At 65.2% G+C, this 17,211-nt stretch carries 15 protein-coding genes; 6 read left to right on the forward strand and 9 right to left on the reverse strand.

What is annotated here, in order from left to right:
• On the forward strand, positions 1–1,321 hold a 1,321-nt coding region (locus HZZ13_RS34345; protein WP_246504681.1), incomplete at its 5' end, for an OmpA family protein.
• A gap of 65 nt (positions 1,322–1,386) precedes the next feature.
• On the opposite strand, the gene HZZ13_RS34350 is transcribed toward HZZ13_RS34345, so the two are convergent.
• The 7 genes from HZZ13_RS34350 to HZZ13_RS34380 all read right to left on the reverse strand — a co-directional run bounded on the left by HZZ13_RS34350 (position 1,387) and on the right by HZZ13_RS34380 (position 9,262).
• A complete protein-coding gene (locus tag HZZ13_RS34350) occupies positions 1,387–3,144 on the reverse strand; it encodes an alkaline phosphatase (protein ID WP_197963867.1) in 1,758 nt (585 codons plus the stop codon).
• A gap of 118 nt (positions 3,145–3,262) precedes the next feature.
• Positions 3,263–4,600 carry an argininosuccinate synthase gene (gene argG, locus HZZ13_RS34355; protein ID WP_197963868.1) on the reverse strand — a complete coding sequence of 446 codons (1,338 nt, stop codon included), beginning with the start codon at positions 4,598–4,600 and terminating at the stop codon, positions 3,263–3,265.
• 90 nt (positions 4,601–4,690) lie between these two features.
• Entirely contained in the window at positions 4,691–5,467 is a 777-nt protein-coding gene (locus HZZ13_RS34360) for a phosphatase PAP2 family protein (protein WP_197963869.1), read from the reverse strand.
• 138 nt (positions 5,468–5,605) lie between these two features.
• Positions 5,606–6,100 carry a hypothetical protein gene (locus tag HZZ13_RS34365; RefSeq protein ID WP_197963870.1) on the reverse strand — a complete coding sequence of 165 codons (495 nt, stop codon included), beginning with the start codon at positions 6,098–6,100 and terminating at the stop codon, positions 5,606–5,608.
• Positions 6,101–6,252: 152 nt separating this feature from the next.
• Positions 6,253–7,455 (reverse strand): dual-specificity RNA methyltransferase RlmN, encoded by a 1,203-nt coding sequence (rlmN, locus tag HZZ13_RS34370; RefSeq protein WP_197963871.1) that lies wholly within the window; start codon positions 7,453–7,455, stop codon positions 6,253–6,255.
• A 182-nt stretch (positions 7,456–7,637) separates the two neighbouring features.
• Positions 7,638–8,306, reverse strand: a complete 669-nt coding sequence (locus HZZ13_RS34375) for an invasion associated locus B family protein (protein WP_197963872.1) — start codon at positions 8,304–8,306, stop codon at positions 7,638–7,640.
• Between the two features lie 116 nt (positions 8,307–8,422).
• A complete protein-coding gene (locus HZZ13_RS34380; RefSeq protein WP_197963873.1) occupies positions 8,423–9,262 on the reverse strand; it encodes an SDR family oxidoreductase in 840 nt (279 codons plus the stop codon).
• A 259-nt stretch (positions 9,263–9,521) separates the two neighbouring features.
• Here HZZ13_RS34380 and HZZ13_RS34385 point away from each other — a divergent pair, with 259 nt between their 5' ends.
• From HZZ13_RS34385 to HZZ13_RS34395, 3 genes are all read left to right on the forward strand, one after another.
• A complete protein-coding gene (locus tag HZZ13_RS34385) occupies positions 9,522–10,496 on the forward strand; it encodes an NADPH:quinone oxidoreductase family protein (RefSeq protein WP_197963874.1) in 975 nt (324 codons plus the stop codon).
• 400 nt (positions 10,497–10,896) lie between these two features.
• The gene (locus HZZ13_RS34390) at positions 10,897–11,748 is read left to right on the forward strand and encodes a hypothetical protein (protein WP_197963875.1); all 852 of its coding nucleotides are present in this window, start codon (positions 10,897–10,899) and stop codon (positions 11,746–11,748) included.
• An 18-nt stretch (positions 11,749–11,766) separates the two neighbouring features.
• Positions 11,767–12,927: a TAXI family TRAP transporter solute-binding subunit gene (locus HZZ13_RS34395; protein WP_197963876.1), complete on the forward strand. Its 1,161-nt coding sequence runs from the start codon at positions 11,767–11,769 to the stop codon at positions 12,925–12,927.
• Positions 12,928–13,151: 224 nt separating this feature from the next.
• Here HZZ13_RS34395 and HZZ13_RS34400 read toward each other — a convergent pair whose 3' ends face one another.
• Both HZZ13_RS34400 and HZZ13_RS34405 read right to left on the reverse strand, forming a co-directional pair.
• Entirely contained in the window at positions 13,152–13,547 is a 396-nt protein-coding gene (locus HZZ13_RS34400; RefSeq protein ID WP_197963877.1) for a YkvA family protein, read from the reverse strand.
• 99 nt (positions 13,548–13,646) lie between these two features.
• A complete protein-coding gene (locus HZZ13_RS34405) occupies positions 13,647–13,937 on the reverse strand; it encodes a 4a-hydroxytetrahydrobiopterin dehydratase (RefSeq protein WP_197963878.1) in 291 nt (96 codons plus the stop codon).
• Positions 13,938–14,089: 152 nt separating this feature from the next.
• Here HZZ13_RS34405 and HZZ13_RS34410 point away from each other — a divergent pair, with 152 nt between their 5' ends.
• Complete coding sequence (locus tag HZZ13_RS34410) at positions 14,090–15,535, forward strand: TAXI family TRAP transporter solute-binding subunit (RefSeq protein ID WP_197963879.1); 1,446 nt, start codon at positions 14,090–14,092, stop codon at positions 15,533–15,535.
• Between the two features lie 128 nt (positions 15,536–15,663).
• Positions 15,664–17,211 carry an alkaline phosphatase D family protein gene (locus tag HZZ13_RS34415; RefSeq protein ID WP_197963880.1) on the forward strand — a complete coding sequence of 516 codons (1,548 nt, stop codon included), beginning with the start codon at positions 15,664–15,666 and terminating at the stop codon, positions 17,209–17,211.

The following is a 17,211-nucleotide window of genomic DNA, read 5'->3' on the forward strand; positions in this document are numbered from 1 at the left end:
GGCGCCCGGCAGCACGCCGACACCGCCGGCCGGGCGTCCGGGGGCAGCCACGCCCGCGCCCGGCGCGACCCCGGCCCCCACGGCGACGCCAGCGCCCGGACAACAGGGTGGAACGCCTCCGGCCGGCGCGCCCGCTGCCGGGACTCCGGCTGCGCCGCCCCAGGCTGGCAACCTGCCGCCCCGGCCAGCAGCTCCTCCGGCCGGTGCCGCGGCGCCTACGGTGGTCCCCGGCACGCCCGCCGCAGCGCCACCGCCTGACAGGGCACAATACGCGCCGCCGACAGTCGCGCCCGCGTTCCGCGCCGCGCCGACAGTCGCAGCCCCCTTGCCGCCGCCGCCGCGTCCGCAGCAGCGTGACCTGACCCCGCTCGCGATCGGCGCCGGCGTGGTGGCCGGCGCCGTGATCGGCGCCACCATCGCCGATCTCCATAACCAGCGGCGCGAGGTCGTCGAGGGCGGCCGTACCGTCTACACCGAGCCGGACCGCATCATCGTCCGCGATCCGGGCGGGCAGGCCTATGTTCGCGGCAACGATCTCTATCGCTTCCGCTATGGTGCCCGTGACATCCGCACCGACACAGTCGGCGGCGAAACCCGCACCGTCGTGATCCGTCCCGACGGCAGCGAGGTGATCACCGTGGTCGGCCCGGACGGCTCGCTGCTGCGGCGCATCCGCAGGGATCCCGGCGGGCGCGAGATCATGATCATCGACAACAGCTACCGCGATCCGCGGGCGGTCGGCGGCTTCTACGTCGACGTGCCGCCGCCGGTGGTCAGCATTCCCTACGATCGCTACATCGTCGACGCCCAGGAGGCGCCGCCAGAGGTGATCTACGAAACGATGCGTGCCCCGCCGGTGCAGCGGATCGATCGTCGCTACTCGCTCGACGAGATCCGCTACAGCCCGAATGTTCGTATGCAGATGCCGAGCATCGACGTCAATACGATCAACTTCGCGACGGGATCGTGGACCATTCCGCCGGATCAGGCGGCGCGGCTGCAAGTGATCGCCGACGGCATCAACCAGGCGCTCCAGGCCAACCCGCAGGAGGTGTTCCTGATCGAGGGCCACACCGATGCGGTCGGCAACGAGGTCGACAATCTGTCGCTGTCGGACCGCCGCGCGCAGGCCGCAGCCGAATTGCTGACGCAGCAATTCGGTGTGCCTGCGGAGAACCTGACGTCGCAGGGCTATGGCGAGCAGTATCTGAAGGAGCAGACGCAAGGCCCAAGCCTGATCAACCGGCGCGTCACTGTCCGCCGTATCACGCCGTTGCTCAACGGCGGCCAGGCCAACGCGGCGCCTCCGCCGCGCCAGTAAGACCTTCGCAAGACGAAAATGGCCGGGAGCAATCCCGGCCATTTTGTTTGAAGCCTGTGTAGCCGCTAATGTCCGGCGGCGAGCCCGAGCGCATCGGCCATGACACGGAACACTTCGGTATTGTCCATCGAGCCGTGCACGCGCTCGCTCCCCGGGCCCGTCGCCGTGAGAATGACGTCCTCACCCGAATGCACGCTGGCGCCGACCAGCGACGACAGATTGCCGGGGCGCAGCACCGCGCCCGGGACCTCCTTGTATTTGTCGTTAGCCTTGAAGGTGCCGTCGTCGCCGGCCTTGACGGTCGGCTCGTTGGGATTATCGAGCTTCGGACGGAACGTCTCGTAGTGATCGGGCAGGCTCGCCGAGAAGATGGCAAGCCGCCGACTCACGTCGACGCGTGACGGATAACCTTCCGCATCCGGCGCAGGATAGTTGGGAAATCCGGCCTGCTCATAAACTCCGACCCGCTCGCGCAATGGCACGTTGGGCGTTGTCCCCATGTCGTCATTGATCGTCCCGACCAGGCTGTTGGGATGATTGTGATCGGCCAGCACCAGGATCAGGGTGTCGTCGCCGCGTGCGCGCGCCCATTCGCGCGTCTGACGCACCGCGTTGTCGAGCATGATCGTGTCGTAGACCGCTCGCTCCATATCGAGGACATGCGCGTATTTGTCGATCAGTCCGGACTCGACCATCAGGAAGAAGCCGCCCTCGTTCTTGGAGAGGACGTTCAGCGCCGCCTGCACCTGCTCGGTCAGATCAGGCTGCTCCGGGAATTTCTTGACGCCGCCGCCCTTCAGGAATTTGCGGTCGAGCACACCGTCCATGTTGCCGGTGGCGAACAGGCCAAGCAGCTTGCTCGTCTCCTGTTTTGCGGATGAGGCGCTGAGCTCGCTTGCGGTGGTCGCCACCTGATAGCCGGCATCGCGGAACTTCGCGATGTAGTCGGTCTCGTCCTTGCGTTTCGATCCGGCGGCCGACTTCGGCAGAAAATTCGCGCTGCCGCCGCCCATCAGCACATCCGGCTTTGCCGCGAAGAATTGCTCGACGATGTCGTCATAGGCGGCGCGCCGACGGGTGTGCGCGACCATCGCTGCCGGCGTCGCGTCCTCGATCTCGGTATTGGTGACGATCCCGATCGCCATGCCGAGCTGCCTCTTGGCGAGGCTCGCGATGGTTTCGACCTTGGGATCGTCGAACGGGCTTGCGGTGCGGTCGGCATAGACGCCGAGGGCATTGACGGCGCTCTTGTGCCCGGTCGCATAGGCGCTCGCCGAGTTCGCGGAATCCGTGATGATCGAGTCCGAGCCGGCGGTTGCCACCAGCGCCATATGCGGCATGTCGTCGATGGCGAGCTTGCCGCGACTCTTGCCTTCCGAAATGCCCTTTGACAGGATTCGCGCTGCGACCCGATGCACCGGCGACATGCCGTCGCCGATGAACAGGATGACGTTCTTCGCCTTGCGCGGGCCGGTGTCGTAGACCGTCCATGTGACGCTGCGCTGGCGCGTGCCGTCGCTGACGTCGACGTTTACGCTGCCCGGCTTCGTCAACGTAACGTCGCGCAGGATCAGGGCCGACTGCTCCTTGCCATCCTCGCGCTCGATGAAGGTCCCGGGGCGGCCGAACGCGGCCGCGTAATCCGCGCCGTTCACCGTCACCTTCAACTTGGCGGGATCGACCAGCCCGGGGAGCTCGACCTTGAAGTCGAACTTGGCTCCCGCCAGAATCTCGGCGCGGTCGATCGGAAAGATCGTCTGCGCCTGCAGCGACGATGTCCAACAAAGAACGATGAGAGAGGCGAGTGCCGATCCCCTGACCATGTGCGATGCTCCGCAATTCCGTTCCCGACAGAAGGCGGAAGCGTAGCGGTCGAGAATGACAGCGTCATTAAGCGCGTGGCCCGGATGGCGCGAAGCGCAATCCGGGCTACGGAAAGCCTCAGCCCTTGTCGCTCTCGAGCCGGAAGATCTGCGAGCCTTCCGTGCCCGACAACAGGCCGGTCTTCGAATAGAGACCGAGCTTGGTGCGGGTGTCGGCGATGTCGAGGTTGCGCATGGTGAGCTGGCCGATGCGGTCGGCCGGCGTGAAGGCGGCGTCCTCGACCTTCTCCATGCTCAGCCGCTCCGGCGCATAGGTCAGGTTCGGGCTCTCGGTGTTGAGGATCGAATAGTCGTTGCCGCGGCGCAGCTCCAGCGTGACCTCGCCGGTGACGGCGCGCGCGACCCAGCGCTGCGCGGTCTCGCGCAGCATCAGGGCCTGCGAATCGAACCAGCGGCCCTGATAGAGTAGTCGTCCCAAGCGCATGCCGCTGATGCGGTACTGCTCGATCGTGTCCTCGTTGTGGATGCCGGTAACGAGGCGCTCATAGGCGATGTGCAGCAGCGCCATGCCGGGCGCCTCGTAGATGCCGCGGCTCTTGGCCTCGATGATGCGGTTCTCGATCTGGTCGCTCATGCCGAGGCCGTGACGGCCGCCGATGACGTTGGCTTCGAGGAACAGCGCGACGGGATCGGAGAAGGTCTGGCCGTTGAGAGCCGTGGGCTGCCCTTCCTCGAAGCGCACCACGACCTTTTCGGCCTTGACATTGCAGTCGTCGCGCCAGAACGGCACGCCCATGATCGGGTTGACGATCTTGATGCCGCTGTCGAGGCTTTCGAGATCCTTCGCCTCGTGGGTGGCGCCGAGCAGATTGCTGTCGGTCGAATACGCCTTCTCGGCGCTCATCTTGTAGGCAAAGCCCTGCGCGGTCATGAACGCCGACATCTCGGCGCGGCCGCCGAGCTCGTCGATGAACTGCTGGTCGAGCCAGGGCTTGTAAATTTTCAGGCCGGGATTGGTGAGCAGGCCGTAGCGATAGAAGCGCTCGATATCGTTGCCCTTGAAGGTCGAGCCGTCGCCCCAGATGTTGACGCCGTCTTCCTTCATGGCCGCGACCAGCATCGTGCCCGTCACGGCGCGCCCGAGCGGCGTGGTGTTGAAATAGGTGATGCCGCCGGTGGAGATATGGAAGGCGCCGGCTTGGATCGCGGCGATGCCCTCGTGGACCAGCTGCGTGCGGCAATCGACGAGCCGCGCGTTCTCGGCGCCGAACTCCATCGCCTTGCGCGGGATCTCGTTGTAGTCGGCTTCATCCGGCTGGCCGAGATTGGCGGTGTAGGCATAGCAGCGCGCGCCCTTCTGCTTCATCCAGAGCAGCGCCGCAGAGGTGTCGAGGCCGCCCGAAAAAGCGATGCCGACTTTCTCACCCTTGGGCAGGCTTTTCAGGATCGTGGTCATGGGGCTTCCAATCGGGTCTCAAGCTGATGTGACGGGTGGGTTGACCGCGCGAATATCAAATTTCGCGGGGCTCGGCACCCCTTTAATGGCTCAAACCGAGGGCTCGGGGCCGGTCTTGCGGCCGAACAGGCGCTGGCGCAGCCGGTAGGCGGGCATGTTCAGCCGGGTCAGGGCGGCATCCACCGCTTCGTCCGAGAACCGCGTCCGCGGCCAGCGGTAGATCAGCGCGTGGGCGAGCCAGATCACGACGAAGGTGACGAGGCCGGCGATGGACACGTCGGTGAAGAAGTGCCCGCCGAACGCCATGCGCAGGGCGCTGGTCAAGGCGCCGAACACCACGGCAGCGGCATAAGCGAGCGGTCGCCACGCCGGCGGCGCCAGCGCAGCCGGCGCCAGCGTCCAGAATGCCGTCGCGCCTTCGCCGGAGAAGAACGAGCAGTTGCGCCCGCAGGCGCCGCGCGGATCCCACCACGGCACGAATTGCTGATCGCCGGCGAACTCGGTCACCACCACCGGACGCGGACGACCCCAATAATTCTTGAACGTCAGGTTGGTCAAAATGCCGGCCGACATGGTCAGCGTCACCAGCAGGAAGATGACGGTGCGCCCCCGCACCATCAGCGGCCGGTCGGGCCGGATCATCTTGACCACGAGCGCGACGATCGAGGGAAGGGCGAAGGCCCAGGCGATCCACATCGCCGCATCGCGCGCAAAGCCGGCCCACCCGTTCAGCTTGAGCGGAAAGGTCCTGGTCGCGGGGTCGAAGAACAGCGAAGCGAGCTTGAGGTCGAGCTCGGGATAGAGGCCGAAGACGACGCCGATCACGAGCCACAGCGCCAGGGCGATGAAGAGTCCGGTACGGTTCATGGCGCGCGGTTTAGCGGAGTGGGAAGGGGATGGAAACCCTTGCCGTGGTCATTCCGGGGCGGTGCGCAGCACCGTACCCGGAATCTCGAGATTCCGGGTCTGGTCCTTCGGACCATCCCGGAATGACAGAGCACCAAACTATCGCACATCCGGCCGCGAATTCGACGGCAGCGGCGGCGGCGGTTTGCGTGGGGACGGCGGGATGCGCCAGGCGCCGGCGTTTCGACCGGCGATCAGCCAGTAGACCACGCCGGCAACGATGCCGGCGCCGGTCATGATCTCCAGGTGACGACGTACGATGCCCTCGAACTGCAACGTGTCGGCGTGGAAGGGAACGAGGCCGAGATAGCAGGCGAGCCCGACAAGGCCGCCGCCCACAGCGTAGGTCAGCGCGCTGCGGATGTAGAGCGCCTCGGTGATCGCGACAATCACTGCCGCCGGCACCAGCGCGAAGCCCGAGACGAAGATGAAGCCGAAGCCGAGCAGGATGTCGATCGTGCCCTGATCGACCGGACCGGCGCCGAGATCGGCGAATTCGGGAAACAGCAGCGCGACGACCACGATCATGCCGCCGACGAAGCAGGCGGCGAGAAAGCCGATGAAGATGACGATGAGGCGACCGATCAGAGACATGAGATAAGCAGGTTGCCAATCAAGGATGTCGCGACGCTCACAACCGTCATGCCCGGGCTTGACCCGGGCATCCACGACTTTCGTGCTCGTGGCTCGACGTGGATGGCCGGGTCAAGCCCGGCCATGACGAGCATCGAGGACGTCATCATCCATCAATCCGTCATCGCCATGGCGCGCAGCGCCTGGCGCTCGCGCGCCGAGAGCTTTTCCGTCTCCGACTTGAGCTGGCCGCAGGCGGCGAGGATGTCACGGCCGCGCGGGGTGCGCACCGGCGAGGAATAGCCGGCGTTGAAGATGTATTCGGAGAACCTTTCGATCTGGTCCCAGTCGGAGCACTCATAGGCCGTGCCGGGCCAGGGATTGAACGGGATCAGGTTGATCTTGGCCGGAATGCCCTTGAGCAGCTTCACCAGCAGCTTGGCATCGTCGAGCGAATCGTTGACGCCCTTGAGCATCACATATTCGAAGGTGATGCGGCGCGCGTTGGAGGCGCCGGGATAGTCGCGGCAGGCCTGCAACAGCTCCTTGATCGGATATTTGCGGTTGAGCGGCACCAGCTCGTTGCGCAACTCGTCGCGCACCGCATGCAGCGAGATCGCGAGCATGACGCCGATCTCCTCGCCGGCGCGCACGATGTTCGGAACCACGCCCGAGGTCGACAGCGTGATGCGGCGGCGGGAGATGCCGATGCCTTCGTTGTCGCCGACAATCAAGAGCGCATCGCGCACGGCGTCGAAATTGTAGAGCGGCTCGCCCATGCCCATCATCACGATGTTGGTGACGCGGCGCGTGCCGTCCTCGCGGTCGGCCCAGTCGTTGAGACGGTCCCGCGCGACCATCACCTGTCCGACGATTTCGCCGGCGGTGAGGTTGCGCACCAGGCGCTGCGTGCCGGTGTGGCAGAAGGCGCAGTTCAGGGTGCAACCGACCTGCGAGGAGACGCACAGCGTGCCGCGGTCGGTCTCGGGGATGTAGACGCATTCGACTTCATGCGCCTTCTGAACATTGTCGCCGCTCGGCAGACGCAACAGCCATTTGCGGGTGCCGTCGTTGGAAATCTGCTCGGCCACGACCTCGGGCCGGTCCACGGTGAAATGCTGGGCGAGATCGGCGCGGATGCCCTTGGAGATCGATGTCATCTCGTCAAAACTCTGGGCGCCGCGGAAATAGATCCAGTGCCACAGCTGCTGCACCCGCATCTTGCGCTGCGCCGGCGCGACGCCGATCTCGCCGAGGCGATCGGCAAGCTCGGTGCGCGACAGGCCGATCAGCGACGGCTTGGCCGGCGGCACATAGGTTTCGAGTGGAGTTTTCTCCACCAATGTTGCGTTGTGCGGCTCGGTCGTCGGTTGCATTGAATGGACCTGATGGCTTGGTCGTTCCGGGGCGATGCGGAGCATCGAACCCGGAACCTCGAGATTCCGGGTCTGGTCCTTCGGACCATCCCGGAATGACGGAAGAATTTGGAACCGCCCCTATATAGCAATCGGAACCGCCGATTGCGACCTTATCGCCCGCAGTCTTGCCGCCGACAGTCTTACCGCCGGCAGTCCTGCGCGATCTTGTCGAGCGCCTGGGCGAGGCCCTTCAGCGAAAATGTGTCGGTCGTCTCGGTGCCCTTGGCCGAGACGCCCTTGACGACGAGATCGGCGGACTTGCGCATGGCTTCGACCATCCGTTCCTCCTCGGCCGCATTCTTGATCCAGAGCCCGTCGCCCTGCGTGTACATGGCGAAGGAGGCGCCGCCGACTTCGACGGTCGATTCCGAGCCCGGCTTCAGCGCATAGCCGATCATGACCGAGACTTCGTTGTTGACCTTCTCCGCCGGCCGGGTGGAGACGAAGGCATAAGCGGGATCGCGCGGCCGGTTCGGCGGGTTGGTTTTCGACGATGACGGCTTGGCCAGCGCGAAGCAGACCTTCTTGCCGTTCGGCGTCGCCGAATAGGCACCCCAGGTGCCGAACTGCCCGATCAGGGTCGGCTCCGCGCCTCCCGCAACTGCCGCAGCCGAGGCCGCCGGCTTGCTCTCGGGCTTCGGGGTCGCCTTTGCGTTGGTGTTGGCCGATGGCGCGGCCGGCTTCGGTGTAGCCTCTTTTGCAGCTGGACCGGACTTGGGCGCCGGTTGCGCCGTCTGCGCCCGCGCCGAAACGGCGATTCCCCCGGCCGCCACGCCCGTCATCAAAGCTAAAATCAGCACCCGCCACATGCCGCGTTGGTTCCCTCAATATTGTGACTGGAAGATGGCCCGAGCGCGCTTTGTCCCCGGGCAGGGATAGCCGGGAAAGTTCAATTTGGGAAGGAAGTTAGCGGTATCGCCGGCGGCTAGGCCTTGGATCGGGCGGCGCGTTGCGCGGCCCATTGCGCCTCGGTCCAGCCGAGCAAATCCTCGGCGCCGGAACTGCGCAGATGCGCGCCGCCGTCGATCACCACCATCTCGCCATTGATATAGGCGGCGCGATCCGAGACCAGGAAGCTGGCGAGATCGGCGAGCTCGCTATGCTGGCCAGTACGTCCAAGCGGGTTGCGCGCAGTCCAGCCTTCGTCACGGCCTTCGGGACGGAGCTGCCCGGCGGCCCCTGCGGTCGGAAACGGGCCCGGCGCGATCGCGACGGTGCGGATGCCCTTCGGGCCCCACTCCACCGCAAGGCTCCTGGTCATCGCCAGCAGTGCGGACTTCGCCATCGCCGAGGGAACCGTGAAGGCGCGGCCGGTGATGGTGGAGGTCGAGAGGATCGACAACACGACGCCGCCGTGCTCGGCCTCGATCCAGCGCCTGCCGGCGCCAAGCGTGCAATACATCGCGCCATGCAGCGTCGGCGCCAGGATGGCGTCCGCGGCACGGAAGGAGAGGCGCTCGCTCTGCGCGATGAAGGTGGCAGCGGCATTGTTGACGAGGATATCGAGCGGCGCCTCGCGCCAGATCGCATCCATCATGTTGTCGACCGCCGCACCGTCGCGGATATCGCAGGCGATCGCGGTGACCTTGCCGCCGGTCTCTTCGCGCATCTCGCGCGCCGTCGCATCGAGCCGGTCGAGCTTGCGGCCGCAGATCACGAGCTCGGCGCCGAGCGCGAGGAAGCGACGGCCCATTGCGGCGCCAAGACCCGAGCCGCCGCCCGTGACGAGGATGCGCTTGTTCTTGAGGAGGCTTGTTTCAAACATCGTTTGAATCCTCGCTGTTTCGATACACCGCGTTATTGCGAGAGCAGCGAAGCGATCCAGCCTATTTCCGCAGGACGGATTCTGGATTGCTTCGCGGAGCCTGTCATCGGGCCGCGCTTCGCGCGGACCCGGTGGCTCGCATGACGGGAGGATAGCCGTCGCGCGACCTCAGACAAAGAATCCGGATTGTCGCCACTGCCTAAATCCGGCAGAAACGGCCAAACTATAATTCCACCCGAAACGCCCTCAAGGTGCCGCCATGAAAGCCATCCTCTGCTCGCAATATTGCCAGCCTGACGACCTCGTTCTGACTGAGGTGCCGGATCCGGTGGCAGGGCCCGGCGAAGCCGTAATCGCGATCAAGGCGGCGGCGCTGAATTTCTTCGACATCCTGATGATCCAGGGCAAGTACCAGATCAAGCCGCCATTCCCGTTTTCTCCGGCGGCGGAAGTCGCTGGTGTGATCGAGAGCATCGGCCCCGGCGTCACCGATCTCAAGGTCGGCGATCGCGTGGTCGCCTCCTGCGGCCACAACGGCGCGCGCGAGAAGATCGCGCTGCCGGCAGCATCGATCGTGAAGATCCCCGACAATCTCGACTACGACCGCGCGGCCGGCATCATCATCATCTACGGCACCGCGCTGCATGCGCTGGAGGATCGCGCCAGCCCCAAGCCCGGCGAGACGCTCGCCGTGCTGGGCGCTGCCGGCGGCACCGGCCTTGCGGCCTGTGAGCTCGGCAAGCTGATGGGGTTGAAGGTGATCGCCTGCGCCTCGTCGGACGAGAAGCTCGAATTCGCCAAGGCGCACGGCGCAGAACTGACGCTGAATTACGCCAAGGAAGATCTGAAGGAAGGCCTGCGCAAGCTCACCGGCGGCAAGGGCGTCGACATCATCTTCGATCCCGTTGGCGGGGCTTACGCCGAACAGGCGCTGCGCTCGATTGCCTGGGAAGGCCGCTTCCTTGTCATCGGCTTTGCCGCCGGCGACATTCCCAAGATGCCGCTGAACCTCGCGCTGCTGAAGGGCTGCGACATCCGCGGCGTGTTCTGGGGCGCCTGGACGCGGCAGAATCCGGAGAAGAATCGCGCCAACCTGGAGAAGCTCGTGAAGTGGACCGCGGAAGGCAAGATCTCATCGCATGTCGATCGCACCTTCCCGCTGGCTCAGACTGCGGACGCGCTGAAAGTGCTCGCGGGCCGTCAGGCCATGGGCAAGGTGATCCTGCATCCGTGATCGCGATGTTCTCGCGACGCTGTTTCAGCATACACAAGTGTCATCGCCCGGCTGTGACCGGGCGATCCAGTATTCCGGAGCGCCAGTGATTTAACCGAGAAGCCGCAGCGTTCCGGGTGACCCGCCTTCACGGGGATGACAGCGGGCGAGGAGCTAGCACTATGCCTGCCGCCGCATCGTAAGATCCCCATCAACCATAGCGAGCAAAATTGCGGTGCATTCCGCCGCGCCGCCGTAATCAAACCCAAATATCTCCAGATTCGCGCAAACCGCCGTCGTTTTTTGGGCTGAATCGGACGGCGATTTACCGGTTCCAGTTAGCGGGGACTTCTGGACAACAACAAAAAGACTGAAGCCGGGACTGCCCCTGCGTTGCGTCAGTAATGGGGAGCATCACACCATGGAGACGACGGCCTACCGTCCGTCGAAGGAGTCGCACGCACACGATTCCGATCGATCTGCATCACATCCGCCCATCGCATCCTATATCCGTGCACGGGCCAAGCGCGCCGAGCTGGCGCAGGACGATCCAATTCCACTGTTTCTGTCCGACCCGCTCGGCGCACCCGACCCGAGCGAATATGCGCCGGTGACATCGCGCTCCAGAATTGTCCCGCGTATGCTCGCGGCCGTTCTGGCGGCATTCAGCCTGGCAGTTCTGGCCACACTGTTTCAGTCCGACTTGCGCGACCTCTTAGCCGCCAGTGCCGCTAGCTGGGCTCGCATCGCGGCGGACCAGGCCATGGCGTCGGCCAGCGCGCCGACCAGACCGCAGATCCCTCCCAAGGATGCGGCCCGCGTGGGCGACACGAGGCTGGCGAGCGCCGACACGCAGGTACTCCCTGCACCGGCCATGCCGAGCCGAGAGGCGATCGCGACCGCCTATCAGACGGCGCTGCAAGCCCAAGGACAAACCCAACCGGCGCCCGCGCCCGTCGCGGCGCCGCCCGCACCGCCTACGCCCGCGAAGACGCTCGACGCCGACACGCTGGCCGGGCTGATGACGCGCGCGAAGAACCTGTTGGGCGTCGGCGATATTGTTGCTGCCCGCCTGCTGCTTGAACGCGCGGCCAATGCACAGGATGCGACGGCTGCGTTTCTGCTGGCGCAGAGCTATGACCCGGCCGTGCTTGGCACCAGCGACTCGCGGCGCATCGCCGCCGACGCGGCCGCCGCGCGCGACTGGTATCAAAAGGCCGCGGCACTCGGATCGGCGGAGGCGCGACAGCGTCTCGCCCAACTCTCAAACTAGAACGCTTCAGGGGACATCATGCGTAACGCTTTGGGAATGGCGCTGGCCGCCATCATGACCATCTGTGCCTTCGCGGCGCGCGCCGAGCAGGCCGAATACGATCCGGCCAAGGTCTCGGACAGCCTGAAGGCCATCTTCCAGTTCGGCTCGAGCTCGACCAAGCAGGCGCTGAACGCCAACACCGTCACGCTGATCACGGGGACGATCGGCGGCACCTATGTGCAGTTCGGCGCCGATCTCGCCTCCGTGCTCGACGACGGCAACAAGATCCGCGTGCTGCCGATCGTCGGCCGCGGCTCGGTGCAGAGCGTCGCCGACATCCTGTTCCTGCAAGGCGTCGATCTCGGCATCGTGCGGGCCGACACGCTCGACTATCTCGAGCGCAAGGGTTTCGCCAAGGACATCAAGCGGCAGTTCACCTATGTGACGAAGCTGTACAACGAGGAGATGCAGGTGATCGCGCCGAAATCGGTGACGACGCTGAAGGACCTCGAAGGCAAGACCGTCAGCGTCGACCTGCCCAACGGCGGCACCTTCGTCACTGCGCTCACCGTGTTCGAGCGGCTCGGGATCAAGGCGCAATTCGTCTATGTCGAGCAGCGCATCGCGATGGAGAAGCTGAAGGCCGGCGAGATCGATGCCGTCATCGTGGTCGGGGGCAAGCCGTACAAATCGGTCTCGACCTTCGGCAATGACGGCCGCTTCCACCTCGCGAAGGTGGACTACGCCAAGCCGCTGCAGAGCGACTACCTGCCGGCGACCCTGACCGCGAAGGACTATCCGAATTTGATCAAGGAGGGCGAGAGCGTCGACACGATCGCGGTGCCCGCGGTGCTTGCGGCATATAGTTGGGCGCCCAATACCGAGCGCTATCGCAAGCTCGCGCTGTTCGTGGACGCGTTCTTCACGAAATTCCCCGCGCTGCAGAATCCGCCCTTTCATCCCAAGTGGAAGGAGGTCTCGCTCGCGGCGCCGCTATCCGGCTGGAACAGATTGCCGGTGGCGCAGCAATGGCTCGACAAGCACGGCATCGAGCCGGTGACACGGCAGCGCTTCGAGGCGTTCCTGAAACAGAGCCCGGCGGCCGCGCAGGTGTCCGATGCGGACAAGGAAGCGCTGTTCAGGCAATTCCAGGCATGGGAGGCGGCGCGGGCGCAGGCGGGGGGCGAGAGGAAGTAGACAACAAGGCGGCAAACGCCATCCACACAGGAGCTGTCATCGCCCGGCTTGCCGCCTTCGCTAAAGCTTCGGCGGCCGAGCACCCTTGTGGCCCCGGCGTAGCCTTGGCGGAGCCGGGGACCGGGCGATCCAGTACTCCGAGACGATTGCGATTGAACCGAGAGGCCGCAGCGTACTGGATGCCCCGGTCAAGCCGGGGCATGACAGTGTGCTGGTAGCGAAGGCTACTCCGCCACTTCCACTTCTGCCTCCGCCTCATCCAGCCCGCGCTTCAGCGCGGCACGGGCGGCGTCGCGGTGCTCATTTGTGATGTGGCTGGCAACCATCCGGATCGCAGTGGCGAGCACGGCGGCGTCATCGGCGAAGCCGAGCATGGGCATCACGTCCGCGACGAAGTCGAACGGCAGGATGAAATAGGCGATCGCACCCAACAGCGAAGCCTGGACGTGGCGCGGCGTCTGCCGGTCGAACGCGCAGTAATAGGCGGCAAGCAGATCCTCCGCGAACGGCAGATGCGCAGCGACCCGCTTCAGCTTGCGCCAGAAGCGGCGGCGCACGCTCTCGCGATCTTCCGCGAGCCGATCGGCCGGCTCGAAGCCGACGCTGTGCTCGGCAGCCATGTGCGACAAACTCCCTTCGGCCGGAGGCGGCGGACCGCCCCATCCCGGCTGATCACAACATGGGGATGCGGCCGGCCCCTGCAAGATGTCAGCTTGATGTCAGCCAGCGATGGCGTCCATCGCCTTGGCCAGCGCAATGTCGCGCGCGGTGACGCCGCCGGCATCGTGGGTCGACAGCACCACCTCCACCGTCTTGTAAACGTTGCGCCATTCGGGGTGGTGATCCATCTTCTCGGCGACCAGCGCGGCACGGCTCATGAAGCCGAACGCCTCGTTGAAATCCTTGAAGACAAAGGTTTTCCCGATGGCGTCGCGGCCTGGGACGTCAGTCCAGCCGGGCAGTCCGCCCAACGCCTGCCTGCGCGCCTCCGCCGAGAGCCGTTCTGCCATGATCATCTCCATCCTTCAGGGGAACTTTACCCTAACCCCGTGCTGACGCCCGGGTTCATACGGGGATTTCCTCCATCTGCTAACCATGACGGAGATGTAACCCCGCGGGACAAGAAATTTGCTACAATTGCACGCATAGATCGCCGGCCAAGATGAAACTGAGCCTGAAGCGCCTGTTTGGGAGATCGATGACCGGGGGATTGGACCTGGCCGAAGCACCCCCTCCGCCTTCGCCGCGATCCGCGGCGCGGAAGACGGCGCTCGTGTCTCTGGCCCTGGTGCTTGCCATCATCGGCGCGCTCGCCGGCGGCTACTATTTCGCGATGCGGCCGGTGACGCTGAGGATCGCGGTCGGCCCTGCCAACAGCGACGACGTCAAGGTCGTGCAGACGCTGACGCAAGGCTTCGCTCAGCACAAGAGCCAGGTGCGGCTGCGCCCGATCCAGACCGACGGTGCCACCGCCAGCGCCAATGCGCTCGCGGAGGGCAAGGTCGACCTCGCCATCGTGCGCGGCGACCTCGACGTGCCGAAGAACGCACAGGCGGTCGCGACCCTGCGCAAGAACGTCGTGGTGCTGTGGTCCGTGCCCGCCAAGGGCAAGAAGAAAGGCGCGAAGATCACCAAGATCGCGCAGCTCGCCGGCCATCGCATCGGCGTCGTCGGCCGCACCCAGGCCAACGTCAATCTGCTCAAGGTGATCCTGCAACAATACGGCGTCGACCCGGCCAAGGTCGAGATCGTGCAATTTCCCGCCAATGAAGTTGCCGAGGCGATCAAGGCCCAGAAGGCCGACGTCTATCTCGCGGCCGGCCCGGTCAACAGCAGGATCACTGCTGACGCGATCGCAGCGTCTATCAAGGAAGGCGGCACGCCGACCTTCCTCGCCATCGATTCAGCGGACGCCATCGCGCAGAATCATCCGGTCTATGAAGCGTCCGAGATTCCAGCCGGCACCTATGGCGGCTCGCCCGCGCGACCCGAGGACGAGGTCAAGACCATCAGCTTTTCGCATCACATCGTGGCGCGCAAAGGCGTGTCCGAGACCACCATCGCGGCGTTCACGCGCCAGCTGTTCGCCGTGCGGCAGCAATTGGTGACGGAATTCCCGCTGGCGGCGAAGATCGAGACCCCCGATACCGACAAGGACGCCGTGATCCCCGTGCATCCGGGTGCAGCCGCCTTCGTCGACGGCGAGGAGAAAACCTTTCTCGACCAGTACAGCGATTACATCTGGTGGGGCCTGATGGCGCTGTCCGCCATGGGTTCGATCGGCGCCTGGTTCGCGGGCTATCTGAAGAAGGACGAGCGCGACAGCAACAATCATCAGCGCGAACGTCTGCTTGATATGATCGCGGCGGCGCGCAAGTGCGAGACGACCGAAGAGCTCGACCAGATGCAGACCGAAGCCGACGACATCCTGCGCGATACGCTGCGCTGTTACGATCACGGCGCGATCGAGGAAGGCGCGCTCACCGCCTTCAACATTGCGCTCGATCAATTCCACGCCGCCGTCGCCGACCGCAAGACGGTGCTGATGAGCCTGCCGCAGAACCTGCAGCGGGCCGGCGCGCAATTCCGGGCCGCCGGCAACGCCTGAGCAGCACTTGCGCGCGTTATTGCTGCGTCACATTGTCTCAATATAGCTTGCCCCGTCATTCCGGGCGCGCAACGCGCGAACCCCGGAATGACGTGCCTTCCTGCAAGCTCGGGTTCGGAGCCATCTTCATGAACATCAAATTCTCCCGGCGCCGCTTCCTCACGACCAGCGCCGGTGCGCTCGGCACGATGGCGATGCCGTATCTTTCGCGCGCGGCCGACCGGCCGGCGGTCACCCACGGCGTGCAATCCGGCGACGTCACCGTCGACGGCGGCGTGGTGTGGGCGCGTACCGACCGGCCTGCGCAGATGCTGGTCGAGGTCGCGACGAGCGAGTCCTTCAGGGACGCCCGCGCATTGCCGCCGATCGCGGCGCTGCCCGAGAGCGACTTCACCGCGAAGCTGCTGGTCGAAAATCTTCCGGCCGGCCAGGATATCTTTTACCGCGTCCGCTTCCGCGATCTCTCCCACAGCGCTATCGAGGGCGAGCCGGTGACCGGCCGCTTCCGCACCGCGCCGGCCGACCGCCGCGACGTCAGCTTCGTCTGGGGCGGCGACGTCGCAGGTCAGGGCTGGGGCATCAACCCTGACGATGGCGGCATGTTCACCTTCTCCGCGATGCGCAAGCACCGTCCGGATTTCTTCCTGCACTCCGGCGACACGATCTATGCCGACGGCCCGATCCAATCCGAGGTGAAGCTCGCCGACGGCAAGATCTGGAAGAACCTGACCATCCCGGAGAAGGCCAAGGTCGCCGAGACGCTGGACGAGTACCGCGCCGCGCACAAATACAATCTCACCGACGACAATCTTCGCGCCTTCAATGCGGAGGTGCCGATCTTCGTGCAGTGGGACGACCACGAAGTCACCAACAACTGGTCACTGTCTAAGAACTTGCCGGCCGCCTACAAGGTGCGTGACATCTCGCTGCTCGCCGCACGCGCCGGCCGTGCCTTCCACGAAATGTACCCGATGCGGGAGAGCATCGTTGAGCCCGGCCGCGTCTATCGCCAGATCTCCTATGGCCCGCATCTCGACGTGTTCGTGCTCGACGAGCGCAGCTATCGCGGGCCGAACGGTGACAATGTCGAGACCGAGTACGGTCCGGCCAGCTACTTCCTGGGCCCGGAGCAGATGGCCTGGCTGAAGCGCGGCCTGCTCAATTCGCGTGCGACATGGAAGGTGATCGCCTCCGACATGCCGCTCAGCATCCTCGTTTACGACGATGCCGCGAACAAGAAGGGGTCGGAAGCCTTCGCGCAGGGCGACGGCCCGCCGCGCGGTCGCGAGCTTGAGATCGCCGACCTCCTGCGCTTCATCAAGATGGCGCCGGTCAAAAATACGGTGTGGCTGACCGCCGACGTCCATTACACCGCCGCGAACTACTACAATCCCGACAAGGCGCAATTCCAGGAGTTCGAGCCGTTCTGGGAATTCGTGTCGGGTCCGCTGCATGCGGGAACGTTCGGGCCTGGCGAGATGGACAACACGTTTGGACCCGAGGTGCGTTTCGTCAAGGCGCCCGGCCTCGACAAGCAGAACCTGCCGCCGTCGGCGGGCATGCAGTTCTTCGGTCACGTCAAGATCGACGGCACCTCCGGCCAGATGACGGTGACCTTGCGCGACCGCGCCGACGTCGCGCTGTGGTCGACCACGCTCGATCCGAAGGAGAGCTGA

It is taken from the genome of Bradyrhizobium agreste, from assembly GCF_016031625.1.
Lineage (GTDB): Bacteria > Pseudomonadota > Alphaproteobacteria > Rhizobiales > Xanthobacteraceae > Bradyrhizobium > Bradyrhizobium agreste.